Below are 16,194 nucleotides of genomic sequence, written 5' to 3'. Positions count from 1 at the left end.
CCCGCCGAAACACTGTTACGGGGAGCAGAATGGTGGTTTGTCTCAGCCGCCTAACGCACCGGGAAGCCGATGAACTCCGTTGCTCCGTTCACGCACGAAGCCCTGTTCTACCGGGACGAGGACGACTTCCTCGCCGGTACGGCCAGATTCGTGGCGGACGGCGTCGACCACGGCGAGCCGGTGCTGGTCGCGGTGCCCGAGGCGAGCATCGCCCCGTTGCGCGAACGGCTGGGCGTCCTCGCCGACCAGGTGCACTTCATCGACATGACCGAGGCCGGCCGCAACCCCGGCCGGATCATCCCCGGTGTGCTGATGGCGTTCAGCGCGAGCACGCAGCTGCGCTTCCGCATGGTCGGCGAGCCGATGTGGCCCGGCCGCACCGAGCTCGAGTACCCGGCGTGCGTGCAGCACGAGGTGTTGATCAACACGGTGTTCGAGGGGCGGCAGGGCGTGATCCTGTGCCCGTACGACGCGACGGCGCTGCCCGGCCGGGTGCTGCAGGACGCGCGGCGCACCCATCCCGTGGTGATCGACGGCGAGCGGCGGGTCGCGAGTGAGTGGTACACCGACCCGGCGGCGCTGACCGACCTCTACAACGTGCCGCTGCCGCCGCCTCCTCTCGGCGCCGAGGAGCACCCGTTCTCCGTCGGCACGCTTGCGCACGTGCGCAAGCTCGTGTCGGCGTACGCGCACGGGCTGCGCCACGAACAGATCGAGGACCTGGTGCTCGCGGTGAACGAGCTCGCGACGAACAGCATCCTGCACGCGTCGGGTCGCGGGGTGCTGCGGATGTGGCGTGAGGGCGACGCCGTGGTGTGCGAGGTGAGCGACACGGGCGCCGGGTTCCCGCCCTCGTTCACCGGCCTGTCCGGCTTCGGGATCGTGATGGTGAACCTGTTGTGTGACCTGGTTCGCACCCACACGAGTCACAGCGGTACCACCGTTCGAGTGTACTTGGGGCGGTAGCGAGTCACCGCCATCTCATCGCAATGCGCATGACACGCGGACCTGTTTTCCTTGCACAGCTATGACAGACCACCTCTCCCCCCTCGACATCGCCTTCCTCGCAATGGAGGGTGACGCCAACCCGTTGCACCTCGGCGCGGTCGCGACCTTCGCTCCGTCCACCGCGGTGCACCCGGCCCGCATCGCCGCCGTGCTCTGCGAACGGGCACAAGAGATTCCGCGCCTGCGGCAACGCGCCCGCACGTCGTTGCTCGGTGGCGCGCGCTGGGTGGAGGACCCCGGTTTCGCGCCGGAGGACCACGTCTTCACGCACCACGTGCGCGGCCGCGACCGGTTCGCCACGCTGGTCTCGCACCTCATGGCGCAGCCGCTCGACCTGGCCCGCCCGCCGTGGGAGATGCACGTGATCACCGGCCTCGCGGGCGGCAGGTTCGCCGTGGTCGCGAAGCTGCACCACTCGTTGTGCGACGGCATGAAGGCCGTCGGCCTGGGAATCCAGCTCTTCGACCCGTCCCGGCTGTCCATTCCGGACGCTCCGGAGCCGATCGCGAAGTCGATCATCCCCTCGCTGCCGTCGCTGCGCGGGATCAAGGACACGATCGACATAGCGTCGAGCGTGCTGCTCAACACGCGCCCGCCGACGCTGAACTCGCCGGTGCTCACCGCGTCCGCCCGGCCACGCCGCGTGGTGATGTCGCGCCTGGATCTCGCGGACGTGCACCGAATCAGGCGCACCCACGGCGGCACGGTGAACGACGTGCTGCTCGCGCTCGTCACAGGTGCGTTGCGCCACTGGCTTTCCGCGCACGACAGCGCCGGCCCCGGCTCGGTGGTGCGCGCGCTGATCCCGGTTAACCAGCGCTCACGCACCGGCGACGGCGGCTCCGGCAACCAGATCTCCGGCTTCCTCGTCTCCCTGCCCGTCGGCGAGACGGATCCGGCCGAACGGCTGCGGAACATCCGCGCGCAGATGGAGTCCGCGAAGGCGGCGGGCCCCGACCGGGGCGCGGGCGCGCTGCCGCTGCTCGCCGACAAGGTGCCGCCGCTGGTGCACCGCCTGGCCGCGCCGGTGATGGGCCGCTGCGCTCCCCTGCTGTTCGACACGCTGGTCACCTCGGTGCCGCTGCCGTCCGTGCCGCTCGCTCTCGACGGCGCCGCGCTGTGCGAGATGTACCCGGTCGCGCCCGTCGCACCGGGCCACGCGGTCGGTGTCGCGCTGTCGGTCTACAAGTCGTCGGTGCACGTCTGCCTGAACACCAACCAGTCGTGGATGTCGGACGCGCACTGGCTCGACGGCGTGCTGCGCCGGGAGCTCGCGGCGTTGCAGCAGGTGCGCGAGCTGGTGGGTTTGCCGAGGTAGGAGCACGGGCACACCTGTTCTCATGAGCAACACCGTGGTCCTCGACGTGGACGGCACCCTGGTCGACACCAACTACCACCACACGGTGGCGTGGTTGCGCGCCTTCCGCAGCGCGGACGTCACCGTGCCGGGTTGGCGCGTGCACCGCGCGATCGGCATGGGCGGCGACAAGCTGGTGGCCGCCGTCGCCGGGGACAAGGTCGAGGACGACCACGGCGACGCGCTGCGCACGGCCTGGGAGCGCTACTTCGACGAGATGCTGGACGAGATCCAGCCGATCGAGGGCGCGCACCGCCTCATCCGCTCCGCGACCGACCTGGGCCTCGCCGTCGTGCTCGCGAGCTCCGGCAAGAGCAAGCACGTCGAGCACTACCTGAAGCTCCTCGACCCCGGCGACGTCGCGTGGACGACCTCGGACGACGTCGACGACAGCAAGCCGGAGCCGGACCTGATCGAGGTGGCGTTGCGCGAGGCCGGCAGCGAGCGCGCGGTCGTCATCGGCGACTCGGTGTGGGACTGCGAGGCCGCGAAGCGCGCTGGGCTGCCGTCGATCGGGCTGCTCACCGGAGGGTTCGGGGAGGACGAGCTGATCGACCGCGGCGCCTCGGCGGTGTACGCGGACCTGGACACGCTGCGGGCGGAGCTGTCCGACCTGCCGTTCGCCGTGGTGGACGACCCGAAGGCCTAGGGCTGGGGAGCCGCGGACGGCGTCGGGGCCTCCGAGGACTTCTTGCGGTTCTTCTTCTCCTTGCTCGGCTTCGTCGACTCCTCGACCGGTTCCTCCGAGGTCGGCTCCACCACGGGGGTCGACACCACACCACCGGCACCGGGCACCGCCACGCCGGGTACACCGGGAGCGTCCGAAACGGACGGGGTCTGCACCACGGTCACGGTCGACGGGGTCACCGTCACCACACGGGTCTGCTCCTGCGGCACGGCCGGCCGGTCCGCGGCGGGAGCCTCGCTGCCGCCGGCGAGGTTCGCCACGACCACGGCCGCCATCGCGCTGACGGCGACCGCCGCGGCCGCGATGGCCACGCGCTTGCCGCGCCGGGACCGCTGCTCGGGCACGTCCGGGGCGACGGCCGCGTCCGGCAGCAGCGCAGGCAACCCGCGGCTGGCCTCGAAAGCGGCCTGCAACGAGTCCGCGCACTGCGAGGCGGTCGGGCGCCGCGCGGGGTCCATGTCCGTCATCGCCGAGAGCAACGACTCCCAGGCGGGCGGCAGGTCGACGGGGATCCGCGGCGACCGCGCCAGCCTCGCGAGCGCGGCCTCGGCGTCACCACCGGGGTACTCGCTCCGCCCGGTCAGGCACTCCAGCAGCACCAGCCCGAGCGAGTAGACGTCGGCGGGCGGCCCGACCTCGGCGCCGCGGACCTGTTCCGGCGACAGGTAGCCGGCGGTGCCGACGAGCACGCCGGACGTCGTCACCCGCGTCACCTCTGCCACCAGCGCGAGGCCGAAGTCCGCCAGGTACGCCTGCTTCTCCGTGTCGTCGAGCAGGATGTTGGACGGCTTGATGTCGCGGTGCACGACGCCCAGTCCGTGCACGTGGTCCAGCACGACGGCGATCTGGCTGCCCACCCGCGCCACGAACCGGGGCGGCAGCGGTTCGCGCATGCGCTGGCGCAGCGTTCCGCCGGTGATCTCGCGCATCACGAAGTACGGGCGGCGCGACACGCTGCCGGACGCGTACACCGGGATGACGCCGGGACACTCCAGCGTCGCCAGCATCGAGGCCTCGCGCTGCAGGCGCAGTTCGTCGTCGGGCAGACCGGGGCCGGTGAAGATCTTGACGGCGACCGAGGAGGTGGTCGAACGGTCGTACGCGCGGTAGACCTCGGCCATCCCACCCGAGCCGAGCAGTGAACCGATCACGTAGCGGTCGTCGACCACCGCTCCCGTGAGGTCACCGTCCCAGCGCTCGCTCATGAGCCTCCGCTTCGTCGCACCGGCAAACTATCGGGTCGAGTGGAATCTCGGCTACCCGGTCGAACCTGACGATCACACGACGATCAGCCCGGCTTCGATCTCCCGGACGACCGCCACGTCCCGTTCGAGCTGGTCGACGTCGGTCGTCGCCAGCACTACCGAACCCAACGACGTCCACAGGTCATCGGTACGCGGAACCATGGAACCTTCGCGATACGCCAGCGCATCACTCTGGTAACTCGGCAGAAGTGAGGACAGCTCGTCAAAACGCACCGAGTTGCCGAGCTCCCCGGCGGCCGGCGACGAGACATACACCGACTTCACGTGCTGGCGCCGCGAGTAACTGCGAACCGAGTCGCCGTCGACGCGGTGCCGCACCATGCGCGTGACCTGGTTCTCCCCCGTGCCGAGCAACGTCAGCTCCTGCCGCTCGGCCTCGGCGAGCCGCGCGCCGATGTCGATCAGGCGCGGCCCCTTCGGGGTGACCATGACGGCCACGTGCGCGGGACCGTTGCGCACACCTGTCGCGTCGAGCACCTCGCGGACGTAGTCGGCCAGCAGGCGGACCACGGGATCGCCGGACGCGACGAGGGTGTTCGACAGGTAGATGCCGAGGCGGTCGCCTCGCCGTTCCTTGGCGTAGCGCCACACCGCGACCAGTCCGTGCTCGCCGTCGATCGAGTAGGTGTCGACCTCGTACTCCGAGCCCACCGCGAGTTCCTGCACGAGCACCTTGTCGTTGCGGGCGTTCCGCTCGTTAACGCATTTCAGCACGCGGTGGAATTTCGCACGCCAGTCCTCACCGGGCTCGGCGATCAACACGTCGCCCGCGCCGCCGCACTTCTGCGACTTCAGCACGAACGGCGAGTTCTCCAGGCCCTCGCGCCGCAGCCACGCGGCCACCTCGTCGACGCGGTCCGAGCTGATCTGGCGCAGGTGCGGCAGCTCGGCGGTGCGCAGCGCCACGCCCATCTGCCACTTGTCGCTGCGGGCGGACGAGAGCGTCAGGACGTTCGACCGACCAGGCTCGACCAGTTCGGACAACGTCTCCGCGGCCTCGACGCCGGACTCGGCGCCCGCGACGACGGCGATCGGGTCGTGCACGGCCAGCTTCGCGGCGAGCTCGTCGAGGTCGTGCAGCACGTGGACCTCGCTGTAGTCGTCGGGGTTCCACGTCGGCGCGAGCCACGGGGAGGGTCTGCCCGCCGTCAGCACGGCGATCGCGTCGACACCACGCCGCGCGAACGCGGGGGCGATTCCCCGGCCCTCCGCGAACGGATCCACCACCACGATGCTGCGCCCGGCCATCGCTGTCCTCCCCTGAGCGACTCTGCTGAATGCAGGAACACAACCGGGGTGGTGCGAGCGGGCATTCCTGTCTCGATTGGGACGAGACGACCGTCACTCGAACCGCAGTTCCTCCCTGACCGCGGCGGTGACGAGGCAGCCGGACGTGGCCCGCCACACCCGGCCGAGGCGGACGCGGAGGTCGGTGCCACCGCTCAGCGCCTGCGCGACGAACTGCAGCCCGAGCAGCTCGGCCACGATCTGCTCGGCCGCGTGCCGCACGTTCACCTCGGGCCGGAGCTCACCGCGTTCGCGCGCGAGTGACAGCAGGTCGCGCACGACGGTGACCCAGCCGATCACCTGCGCGGCCGCCGCGACGTCGAAGAACACGGCCTCCCGCAACAACTTCGCGCTCACCCGCACCGTCAGGTCGGTCTCCAGCCTGCGGACGAACTCGAACGACATCGCGATCAGCGCCTGCACCGGCGACGGCTCGACGGCGAGCACCTCGTCGCGCAACCGGTGCCACAGCAGGGACTGCTCCTCGATGATCGCGACGCCGAGCGCCTCTTTGGAGCGGAAGTGGCAGTACAGCGCGCCTTTCGACACGTCGGCCCTGGAGCACACGGAGGTGAGGCTGGAGCCGGCGAACCCGTCGCGGTCGAACACCTCCGCCGCGGCCCGCAGCAGTCTCGTCCTCGTGTGCACGGCTCTCTCGCGTTGCGCGCTCATCCCCCGGCCCGCGCGAGACCGGTCGCGACGGCGGAGGCCAGCGTGTCGGGCAGGTGCCGGTACTGCTCGATCTCCCCGAGGTGCACGGAGAGCACGGTGGTGAAGCGCGACTCCACCGTCTCGCCGGTGGCCTGGACCCGCCAGCGCGCCGAGCCGATCACCGCCGCGTCTCCCCCGTCGACGAGCACCTGCCGCGCCGAGAGCTTCTCCAGGCGCAACGTGGCGAACAGGGTCAGGAACTGCGCCTCGACCTCACGCCGGGAGCGCGTGCCGAAGGTCCACCGGGCGCCGTTCGGTTCGGGCGCCTCCCATTCCACGGCCGGCGCGCACAACCGCGCGATGCCGGGTGCGTCCTGTGCCGCGAGCCTGGCCAGGAACACCTGCACCACTTCGACCGTCGAGAGCATTTCCTCACACTAGCTCGACTGACTAATAACGGGCGCGCACACCCCATTGGACCAGTTGCGTTTCCTCCGAACAACCGATCAAGTCATTGCATAGTTGCCTGAACTTTCAACGACCGTCGGTATCACCGCAATGCACGGCCCGGACTCGCGGACTTTGCGGCACTGTGGACGCCGTACCCCCGTCATCTCAGTGAAACGGAGCAGAACCGTGCTCAAGGCAGCCCCCCAAGCCCACGAGCACCAGGCCACCCCGCCGATCACCGCCCTGATTCCCCAGGCACGGCGAGAACAGGGCCTCACCCAGCGCGCACTCGCGGACCTGTTGTGCGAGATCTCACAAAACGACAGCGTGACGCGTGAAGAAGTGTCGAGGTGGGAGCGCGGTAAACGCATTCCCGGCCCGTACTGGCGCGCCTGGATCAGCGCGGCGCTCGACGTGCCGCACGCCGAGGTCGACCGAGCAGCGGTCGCCGAACGCGAATACCGGAGGACCAAGACCGACGACCGCACCAACCAGCGGGTGAATACTTCGTGATACTCGGCCGGCCGCGCCGAAAAGTGTCCTGAATTGTCATTCCCGCCGCACACCAGGTGACGAGTTCACTCCGCGCCGGCGTGCGCCCGGAGGTCGTCCACGAACCGGCTGAGCAGCCGCCCGAACGTCGTCTTGTCCTCCTCGGACCAGTCGGCGACGGCGCCGGTGAACCAGCCGAGGACGGCCTCCAGGTAGCGCCCGGCCGCCGCCCCACCCGCGTCCGTCAGCTCGACGAGACGCGCGCGCTGGTCGTCCGGATCGACGACGCGACGGACCAGATCGGCGCTCTCCAGGTCGTGCAGGTGCCTCGTGACGTGCGGGCCGACGACCTGCATCCGCGCGGCGATCTCCCCCACCCGCAACGGCCGGCCGGCCATCCGCAGCGTGATCAGCACGGTCAGGCCGGGGCGGTCCAGCGGGAGGCCGACCTGCTCCATCGCCCGCTCGACCAGCCGGCTGCGGTTGAGCACGGTGCCCAGTTGCATCAGTTGCGGCAGCAGCGCCGCGGGGTCCAGGGCCTCGCTCATCTCACACCTTACTTACCTAACTTAGGTATACGCTTGCCTCAGTCGCTCGCAACCGTAGCGATCATCGCGGCCTGAAAAATGATACCTAAGTTAGTTATCTGGAGGGACCATGAGCTCAGTCCTGATCTCCGGCGCCAGCATCGCCGGCCCCGCGCTCGCGTTCTGGCTGCGGCGGCACGGCTTCGACGTGACCGTCGTGGAGAAGTCCCACACCCTGCGCGGCGGCGGCTACCCGATCGACATCCGCGGCACGGCGTTGGAGGTGGTCTCCCGGATGGGCCTGCTCCCCCGGCTCCGCGAGGCCCACGTGAACACGCGCCGGATCACGTTCCTCGACGCCGACGGCACCGAGGCCGCGTCGCTGCGCCCCGAGTCGCTCATCGGTGGAGACGGCACCGACCTGGAGGTCCGGCGCGGCGACCTCGCCGAGATCCTCCACGAGACCGTGCGCGACGACGTGGAGTTCCTGTTCGACAACACCATCGTGACCATGGACGAGCACTCCGGCGGCGTGGACGTGAGGTTCCGCAGCGGCCTCCAACGCACCTATGACCACGTCATCGGCGCCGATGGGCTGCACTCGACCGTGCGCGCGCTGACGTTCGGTCCGGAGGAGCAGTTCCACCGCTACCTCGGCTACTGCTTCGCGGGCTTCACCCTGCCCAACCACCTCGGCCTGCGGCAGGAGGCCCTGATGTGGAACGAACCCGGCCGCGCCGCCGCCCTGTACGCGGTGGGAGCGGCCGAGAACGTGCACGGCTTCCTGAGCTTCGCGCGCGCCGAGGCCCCGTTCGGCGCGTTCCGCGACCCGCAGGCCCAGCGCGACCTGGTGGCGTCGGTCTTCGCCGACGACGGCTGGGAGGTGCCGCACCTGGTCAAGGCGATGCACGCGGCCGACGACCTGTTCTTCGACACGGTCAGCCAGATCCGCATGCCCAGCTGGTCGTCCGGCCGCGTCGCACTGGTCGGTGACGCCGCCTACGCCCCGTCGTTCCTCACGGGCCAAGGGTCGAGCCTCGCACTCGTGGGCGCCTACGTGCTGGCGGGCAACATGGCCGACTTCGGCGTGTACGAGCGCACGATCAGGCCGTTCGTCGAGGCGAACCAGGGCCTGGTCGACGTGGGCGACGCGGAGCTGTTCCCCGGCACCGCTGAGGCCCTGGCCACCCGCAACACCGCCCTGCGCTCCCGCGAGACGATCCCCGCCGAGGCCGCGCGTCCCGAACACTCGGCGCTGACGCTCCCCGACTTCGGCTAGCCACAACACTTGCAGCCACACCACTGGCCGCGTGAGTTCGTGTCGGTCGTCCGGTCACCTCTTCGGGTCAACCGCCGAAGGCGATTCGGGCCGAAGCGGTGGCCGGACGACCGACTTCCCGACGAACTCACCGCCGCCTGCGGAGCAGCGGCCATAAAACACAGACAGGTTCTCCACAGGCGACTCACAGGATCCGGCCGCACTCTGAGTCGCATGACGGACAACCACGACCGCGGCCTCCAGTTCGACCTCGCCACGCTCATCGGGCGCAGGCGGGCGTTGTCGCTGCTCGGCGGCGCGGGCCTCACGCTCGTGGCCTGCGCCCCGTCGACCACCACCGCGACGTCGACCACCACGACCGGCTCGTCCACCACCACCGCCGCCGACGGCTCGCCGCTGGAGGCGATCCCCGAGGAGACCGCCGGCCCGTTCCCCGGCGACGGCTCCAACGGCCCGAACGCGTTGACGCAGAGCGGAATCGTGCGTTCGGACATCCGCTCCAGCTTCGGGTCCTCGACCCGCACGGCGGAGGGCGTGCAGCTGACCATCGACCTCACCGTGCGGAAGGAGGACGGCACGGCGTTCGCGGGCGCCGCGGTGTACCTGTGGCACTGCGACATCAACGGCGACTACTCGATGTACTCGGACCGCGTGAAGGACGAGAACTTCCTGCGCGGCGTCCAGGAGGCCGACTCCTCGGGGAAGCTGAAGTTCGTCAGCGTCTTCCCCGGCGCGTACTCCGGGCGCTGGCCGCACATCCACTTCGAGGTCTACCCGAGCCTCGCCGAGGCGACCAAGGCCGGCAACAAGATCACGACCTCGCAGCTCGCGTTGCCCGAGACGACGTGCAAGGAGGTCTACGGCACGACCGGCTACACGCAGAGCGTCCGGAACATGTCGCGGACGTCGCTGGACCAGGACATGGTGTTCCGCGACGGCACGGACCAGCAGATGGCCGCCATGTCGGGCAACGCCCAGTCCGGCTACACCGCCTCACTGACCTTCGCGGTGGAGGGCTAGCCACAGCTCCGCGCGCAGCCCCGGCGAGTCGAGCGACCGGCCGAGGGCCTGCTCGGCCCGCCGCACCCGGTTCCTCAGGGTGTGGCGGTGGACCGCGAGCTCCGCCGCCGCGGGATCCCACGAACCGTGGTGCGCCAGCCAGACCCGTAGCGTTTCGCGGGTCTCGGTGTCGAGCGGCCCGAGCAACGCGTTCGCGAACCCGTCGGGGACCACCAGGGTTCCCGCCAGGTCCTCGAACCTGCGCACACCCGCCCTGCGCGCCTGCTGAGCCTCGCGGTAGCCGCGCGCGACCCCGCTCCAGTCCACTTCGGACGAAGCGTGGCCGTCGTTCTCCTGTACCAGCACCACGATCCGACCCTCGTGCTCGGCCCAGAACCCGTCTTCCGGCGGCTCGTCGGCGAGGTAGACGCGGAAGCGCTCTGGCAGGCCGTCGACCGGGATCCCGTTCAGCAGCAACAGGAACTGGCCCGCGCGCAGTTCGCGCCGGGCGGCGTCGACGGCGTCGTTCTGCGCCAGGGCGAGGGTGAGCAGCGAGGCCGCCGTGTTCACGATGCCCGGATCCGGGTGCGCGGCGCCGACCGCCAGCACGCCTCGGGCACGGCTCCCGAGCACCTGCAGGAACATGTGCACGCCGTCGAGCTCGAACGCGGCGCTGGCCAGTCCGCCCGCGGTCCTCAGACGGGCGAGGTCGCCGCCGAGATCCGGCACGAGACGCGGGTTGTGGGCGTGGACGGGTGCCCCCTCCGCGTCGAGCAGGACCACCCAGCCGTCGATCCACTGCCCGAGCCGCCGCACCACTCCCGCCACCCCACCGCGCACGGCCGCCCGGCTCAACGCCCGCTGCGCCTCGCTCAGCCGCGTCAGCGCCGCGTACTCGTCCGCCGCGACCGCTTTCGACACCGCCTTGCTGATCGCGATGAACGGCACCTCGCGCGGCACCTCGACGAGCCCCAGGCCGGCCTTCTCCGCCGCTTCCACCAGCGTGGACGGAACCACGTCGTGCCCCAGTCCCGTGCCGAAGCCGAGCCCGACCACCTCCGCGCGCACGAGCCGTTCGACGTACTCGGCGCCGACCACCGCCAGACCGGTCGTCAGCAGCAGCTCGCCGCCCTCCAGGAACGGCGTCGGGTCGGCGAGCTCGGTGCCGTGCACCCAGCCGACCGGCTTCGACACATCACCGGCCAGCACGGGCAGCGCCAGCTTCCCCGCCAGTTCCCGCAGCGTGATGGGCATGTGCCAGTTTGTACAACCATCTCTGCCAAGATCGCCATTTCAGACACTGCGCACCGCGCTGACCAGGGCCATGCTGAGCACATGACCCGACTGCGCACCGCGATCCCCGGTCCCAAGTCGCTGGAACTCCAGGCGCGGCGCAAGGCCGCCGTCGCCTCCGGGGTCGGCTCGACGCTGCCCGCCTACATCGACTCCGCCGACGACGGCCTGCTGATCGACGTCGACGGCAACCAGCTCATCGACCTCGGCTCCGGCATCGCCGTCACGAACGTCGGCAACCCCGCGCCCGCCGTCGCCGAGGCGGTGCACGCGCAGATCGACAGGTTCAGCCACACCTGCTTCATGATCACGCCCTACGAGAGCTACCTCGACGTCTGCGAGGCGTTGAACGAGCTCACGCCCGGCGACCACGAGAAGCGGTCGGTGCTGTTCAACTCCGGCGCGGAGGCCGTCGAGAACGCGGTCAAGATCGCCAGGCACGTCACCGGCAGGCAGGCCGTCGTGGTGTTCGACCACGGCTACCACGGCCGCACGAACCTCACGATGGCGTTGACCGCCAAGAACATGCCGTACAAGCACCGCTTCGGCCCGTTCGCGCCCGAGGTCTACCGCGTGCCGGGGTCCTACCCGCTGCACGACGGCCTGACCGGTCCCGAAGCGGCCGCCAGGGCGATCGCCGCCGTCGAGAAGCAGGTCGGCGCGGACAACACCGCCGCCGTCGTGATCGAGCCGATCCAGGGCGAGGGCGGGTTCATCGACCCCGCCGAGGGCTTCCTGCCGGCGATCGCCGACTGGTGCCGTGAGCGCGGCGTGCTGTTCGTCGCCGACGAGATCCAGACGGGCTTCTGCCGCACCGGGTCGTGGTTCGCGCTCGACCACGAGGGCGTGGTGCCGGACCTGATCACCACGGCCAAGGGCATCGCGGGCGGCCTGCCGCTCGCCGCCGTCACCGGTCGCGCCGAGATCATGGACGCCGTGCACGTCGGCGGCCTCGGCGGCACCTACGGCGGCAACCCCGTGGCGTGCGCCGCCGCGCTGGGCGCGATCCGCACGCTGCGCGAGCGCGACCTCAACGCGGCCGCCCGCCGCATCGAGGAGACCGTGCTGGGCCGGCTCCGGGCGATCGCGGAGAAGACCGACGTCATCGCGGACATCCGCGGCCGTGGCGCGATGCTCGCCATCGAGTTCACCGAACGCACGCCCGACGTCGCCGCGCGCGTCGCGAAGATGTGCCACGAACAGGGTGTCGTCGTGCTGACGTGCGGCACCTACGGCAACGTGATCCGCCTGCTGCCCCCTCTGGTCATCCCGGACGACCTGCTCGCCGAAGGTCTCGACGTGCTCGAAGGAGCCCTGCTCGCATGATCGACTTCCACACCGCCGACGACGTCGAGAACGCCGTCGCCCAGGCCTTCGCCGTCGCCCCGGAACTCGCCGCGCTGCCCGCGCACCGCCGTGCGTCCGCTTTGGACCACGTCTCGCGCCGGCTGGCCGAACGCGCGGAGGAGTTCGCGCAGGCCATCCACGACGACTCGGGCAAGCCGCTGAAGTGGGCCCGGATCGAGGTGACCCGCGCGATCTCCACGTTCCGCTGGGCTTCGGAGGAGGCCCGCCGGTTCTCCGGTGAGCTGCAGCGCCTCGACACCGACCCGTCCGCCGAGGGCCGCCTCGCGCTGGTCCGCCGGGTGCCGCGCGGTCCGGTGCTGGGCATCGCGCCGTTCAACTTCCCGCTGAACCTGGTGGCGCACAAGGTGGCTCCCGCCATCGCCGTCGGCGCCCCGATCGTGCTGAAGCCCGCGCCTGCCACCCCGAAGGTGGCGTTCCTGCTCGGCGAACTGCTGGCAGAGACCGACCTGCCCGCCGGCGCGTTCTCGATCCTGCACCTGTCCAATGAGGACACCGCGGCGCTCGTCGAGGACCCGCGCCTGCCCGTGGTGTCGTTCACCGGGTCCGGCCCGGTCGGCTGGGGCATCAAGGAACGCGTGCCGCGCAAGCACGTGACGCTCGAACTCGGCGGCAACGCGGCCGCGATCGTGGCGCCGGACTGGCAGGACGTCGAGTTCGCGGCGCAACGCATCGCCACGTTCGCGATGTACCAGGCGGGCCAGTCGTGCATCTCGGTGCAGCGCGTCTTCGTGCACACCGACCTCTACGACGCGGTGTCGGAAGCCGTGGTGCAGCACGTGAACAAGCTCGACGTGGCGAACGACGTCGGCCCGCTGATCAACGACGCCGCCGCCGACCGCGTCGAGGCGTGGGTCGAGGAGTCCTCGGCCACGGTCCTGACCGGCGGCACCCGCGACGGCCGCACCTACGCGCCCACCGTGCTGACGGACGTGCCGGAGGACTCGAAGGTCAACGCCGAGGAGGTGTTCGGCCCTGTCGTGACGCTGACGCGCGTGGACAGCGTCGACGAGGCGTTCGACCGCGTGAACGCGTCCCAGTACGGCCTGCAGGCGGGCCTGTTCACGACCGACGTGCGACTCGCTTTCCGCGCGGCGCAACGACTCCAGGTCGGTGGCGTGATCGTCGGCGACGTGCCGAGCTACCGGGCGGACCAGATGCCGTACGGCGGCGTGAAGGAGTCGGGCATCGGCCGCGAGGGCCTGCGCGCGGCCATGGAGGACCTGACCGAGCAGCGCGTGCTCGTGCTGACCGGCCTGGAGCTGTAGCAGGGCCAGTCCTCCGACGAATGGGTCGTACTTGACCTTGACTGCGATGATCTGCGCGTGGCCGTCACGATCAGGGATGTCGCTCGCCAGGCTCAGGTGTCCGTCTCGACGGTCTCGCGCGCGCTCAGCGCACCGGGCCTGGTCAAGGAGGCCACCCGCCAACGGGTCCTGGAGGTCGTAGCGGGCCTCGGCTACCAGCCGAACCGCGCGGCCCGCAGCCTGATCACCGGTCGCACCGGCAACCTCGGCATCGTGGTGCCCGACCTGCTCAACCCGTTCTTCCCGTCGGTCCTGCGGGGCGTCCAGACGAGGGCGGGCGAGGCGGGCACCTCGGTGTTCTTCACCGACAGCAGGGAAGACCCCGAGACCGAGGCCGAACTGGTGCGCACGATGTCGGCGCAGGTCGACGGCGTCGTGCTGTGCGCCTCACTGCTCCCCGACGCCACGATCGTGGACCTGGCCGCGCAGACCCCACTGGTGCTGATCAACCGAATCGTGCCGGGCGTCTCGTCGGTCCTGATGGACAGCGCCTCGGGCATGGACCAGCTCGTCGCGCACCTGGAGTCGTTGGGCCACAAGCACTACGTCTACCTGGGCGGCCCGGCGGCGGCGTGGTCGAACAACCGCAGGATCCAGGGCCTGGCCGGCCGCGCCCACCTGCTCGGCTCGTTCGACCCGAACTTCGACGGCGGCTACAAGGCAGCGGAACAAGCACTCAGGACGGGCGCCACGGCGTTCATCGCCTACAACGACCTCATCGCCCTGGGCGCACTCGCCTACCTGGCGGAACACGACGTGAAGGTGCCGGACCAGGTCAGCGTCACCGGTTTCGACGACATCCTCTACGCCACCATGTGCTCGCCAGCCCTCACGACGGTCCACATGCCGACCGAGGACGCGGGAGAGGTCGCCGTTGACCTGCTCGCCACTCTCCTCGACGGCGGACCCGCCGAGCACCGGGAACTCCCGACGACACTCGTAGTGCGCGGAAGCACGGCCAAACCTCGGATGTCGGTCTGACTCCCGGTACCAACACCGGAACCTGGTGGAGACCCTGCCCGCCGTCCACCGGTAGGACGGATCTCGTCAGGCGTGAATCACCCAATCGACGCGAACGCATTCATCACGGTGAACACGCGACCACGTCGAGTGATCTCTAGTCGTACCCGCGAACGTGCCCGTCCTCGTCGGCGAGAATTTCGTAGCCGTCCATGCCAAGCTCCTTCCTGTACTTCCCGACCCACAAACAGTAGAGCCTCAACCGCGTCCTGTGGAGTGAATTTACGCCGCAACCGGGGTAGTCCACGCTAACCCAAAGGAGTCGCAGGGACACCATGCTCACCGCAATCATCACAGCAACGGCCCTGCTCCTCCCGACACCCCCCACCAGCACCGATCCGGTGACAACAACCCTGCACACCATCAACGCCCACCGCGCAAAGCACGGCGCGCCACCCCTCTCACTCGATTCCGAAGTGTCAAGAACGGCGCAAGAATGGGCAGACCACCTCCAGACCACAAACCGATTCGAACACCGACCTCACAACCCCTATGGCGAGAACATCTACGAGACCGGCCGCAACCGATCAATCGATTCAGCGGCAGCAGACGCTCTCAAGGACTGGTACCGCGAATCGCACCGCTACGACTACGACAGGGAGATGACGCAGTCGAACGTCGACCTCTCCGTCCTGCACTTCACCGCGATGGTCTGGAAGTCGTCGGACCGCCTGGGCGTGGGCCTGGCACGGGGCACCAACGGCACCTACGTGGTCCTCAACTTCGCGGAACGAGGCAACACCCTGAACCGCTTCCGGGCGAACGTGGGCGCGCCGGTCGTGATCGGCGTGAGGGTGACGGGGTGACGGCCGGAGGGTGGGAGGGCTGGCAGGCGGGGCAGGGGCGGGGCAGGCAGGGGTGCGGGCGGGACGAGGGGCGGGGCAGGCAGGGGTGCGGGCGGGGCGAGGGGTGGGGCAGGCAGGGGTGCGGGCGGGGCGAGGGGTGGCCGGGTGAGGTAGGCGGACGCGCGGGCGAGGTGATCGCGGGCCGAGGGCAGGCGAGGTGTCCGGAGGCCAGGCTGGCGGTGTAGAGCAGGGGTGAGCGATGGCCCGCAGGGCCGAAGGCGAGCCGCACGATCGACGAGATGCCGCAGGCGGGCCGCATGATCGCTGCGATGCCGCAGGCGAGCCGTGTGATCGGTGCGATGCCGCAGGCGAGCCGTCTTTACCAAGAGGAACCGGCGGTGGGGTCCCATCACGAGTCGCG

At 70.2% G+C, this 16,194-nt stretch carries 16 protein-coding genes; 10 read left to right on the top strand and 6 right to left on the bottom strand.

Features of this window, described 5'->3' with window-relative positions:
* The first annotated feature begins 69 nt into the window (after positions 1-69).
* From ACFWN2_RS30855 to ACFWN2_RS30845, 3 genes are all read left to right on the top strand, one after another.
* Positions 70-966, top strand: a complete 897-nt coding sequence (locus tag ACFWN2_RS30855; protein WP_382433368.1) for an anti-sigma factor RsbA family regulatory protein — start codon at positions 70-72, stop codon at positions 964-966.
* A gap of 61 nt (positions 967-1,027) precedes the next feature.
* Positions 1,028-2,326 (top strand): wax ester/triacylglycerol synthase family O-acyltransferase, encoded by a 1,299-nt coding sequence (locus ACFWN2_RS30850; RefSeq protein ID WP_382433366.1) that lies wholly within the window; start codon positions 1,028-1,030, stop codon positions 2,324-2,326.
* A gap of 22 nt (positions 2,327-2,348) precedes the next feature.
* A complete protein-coding gene (locus ACFWN2_RS30845; RefSeq protein ID WP_382433364.1) occupies positions 2,349-3,014 on the top strand; it encodes an HAD family hydrolase in 666 nt (221 codons plus the stop codon).
* Here the strand turns inward: ACFWN2_RS30845 and ACFWN2_RS30840 are convergent.
* From ACFWN2_RS30840 to ACFWN2_RS30825, 4 genes are all read right to left on the bottom strand, one after another.
* Positions 3,011-4,258 (bottom strand): serine/threonine-protein kinase, encoded by a 1,248-nt coding sequence (locus tag ACFWN2_RS30840; protein WP_382433362.1) that lies wholly within the window; start codon positions 4,256-4,258, stop codon positions 3,011-3,013. The genes ACFWN2_RS30845 and ACFWN2_RS30840 overlap by 4 nt on opposite strands.
* 72 nt (positions 4,259-4,330) lie before the next feature.
* Positions 4,331-5,566: an ATP-grasp domain-containing protein gene (locus tag ACFWN2_RS30835; RefSeq protein ID WP_382433360.1), complete on the bottom strand. Its 1,236-nt coding sequence runs from the start codon at positions 5,564-5,566 to the stop codon at positions 4,331-4,333.
* Between the two features lie 93 nt (positions 5,567-5,659).
* Entirely contained in the window at positions 5,660-6,253 is a 594-nt protein-coding gene (locus ACFWN2_RS30830) for a ScbR family autoregulator-binding transcription factor (RefSeq protein ID WP_382433358.1), read from the bottom strand.
* A 20-nt stretch (positions 6,254-6,273) separates the two neighbouring features.
* Entirely contained in the window at positions 6,274-6,684 is a 411-nt protein-coding gene (locus tag ACFWN2_RS30825) for a nuclear transport factor 2 family protein (protein WP_382433356.1), read from the bottom strand.
* Positions 6,685-6,892: 208 nt separating this feature from the next.
* Between ACFWN2_RS30825 and ACFWN2_RS30820 the strand changes: the two genes are divergently transcribed.
* Positions 6,893-7,219, top strand: a complete 327-nt coding sequence (locus tag ACFWN2_RS30820) for a helix-turn-helix transcriptional regulator (RefSeq protein ID WP_382433354.1) — start codon at positions 6,893-6,895, stop codon at positions 7,217-7,219.
* Between the two features lie 65 nt (positions 7,220-7,284).
* Here ACFWN2_RS30820 and ACFWN2_RS30815 read toward each other — a convergent pair whose 3' ends face one another.
* Entirely contained in the window at positions 7,285-7,746 is a 462-nt protein-coding gene (locus ACFWN2_RS30815; RefSeq protein WP_382433352.1) for a MarR family winged helix-turn-helix transcriptional regulator, read from the bottom strand.
* Positions 7,747-7,855: 109 nt separating this feature from the next.
* Between ACFWN2_RS30815 and ACFWN2_RS30810 the strand changes: the two genes are divergently transcribed.
* Together ACFWN2_RS30810 and ACFWN2_RS30805 are read left to right on the top strand one after the other, a co-directional pair.
* Positions 7,856-9,004, top strand: a complete 1,149-nt coding sequence (locus ACFWN2_RS30810) for an FAD-dependent monooxygenase (RefSeq protein WP_382433350.1) — start codon at positions 7,856-7,858, stop codon at positions 9,002-9,004.
* A gap of 213 nt (positions 9,005-9,217) precedes the next feature.
* The gene (locus ACFWN2_RS30805; RefSeq protein ID WP_382433348.1) at positions 9,218-10,024 is read left to right on the top strand and encodes an intradiol ring-cleavage dioxygenase; all 807 of its coding nucleotides are present in this window, start codon (positions 9,218-9,220) and stop codon (positions 10,022-10,024) included.
* Here the strand turns inward: ACFWN2_RS30805 and ACFWN2_RS30800 are convergent.
* Positions 9,998-11,257, bottom strand: a complete 1,260-nt coding sequence (locus tag ACFWN2_RS30800; protein ID WP_382433346.1) for a PucR family transcriptional regulator — start codon at positions 11,255-11,257, stop codon at positions 9,998-10,000. The genes ACFWN2_RS30805 and ACFWN2_RS30800 overlap by 27 nt on opposite strands.
* A gap of 81 nt (positions 11,258-11,338) precedes the next feature.
* Here ACFWN2_RS30800 and gabT point away from each other — a divergent pair, with 81 nt between their 5' ends.
* From gabT to ACFWN2_RS30780, 4 genes are all read left to right on the top strand, one after another.
* Positions 11,339-12,622: a 4-aminobutyrate--2-oxoglutarate transaminase gene (gabT, locus tag ACFWN2_RS30795; protein ID WP_382433344.1), complete on the top strand. Its 1,284-nt coding sequence runs from the start codon at positions 11,339-11,341 to the stop codon at positions 12,620-12,622.
* Positions 12,517-13,929, top strand: coding sequence for an aldehyde dehydrogenase family protein (locus ACFWN2_RS30790; RefSeq protein ID WP_382433342.1), 1,413 nt, complete (start codon positions 12,517-12,519; stop codon positions 13,927-13,929). Before gabT ends, ACFWN2_RS30790 begins: the two co-directional genes overlap by 106 nt.
* Before the next feature lie 57 nt (positions 13,930-13,986).
* Complete coding sequence (locus ACFWN2_RS30785) at positions 13,987-14,949, top strand: LacI family DNA-binding transcriptional regulator (RefSeq protein WP_382433340.1); 963 nt, start codon at positions 13,987-13,989, stop codon at positions 14,947-14,949.
* A 314-nt stretch (positions 14,950-15,263) separates the two neighbouring features.
* Entirely contained in the window at positions 15,264-15,794 is a 531-nt protein-coding gene (locus tag ACFWN2_RS30780; protein WP_382433338.1) for a CAP family protein, read from the top strand.
* Positions 15,795-16,194: the final 400 nt, after the last annotated feature.

The organism is Lentzea sp. NPDC058436, assembly GCF_042721515.1.
Classification (GTDB): domain Bacteria; phylum Actinomycetota; class Actinomycetes; order Mycobacteriales; family Pseudonocardiaceae; genus Lentzea.
The sequence above is the reverse complement of the archived record's forward strand: the minus strand, read 5'-3'. Positions and strand labels throughout refer to the sequence as shown.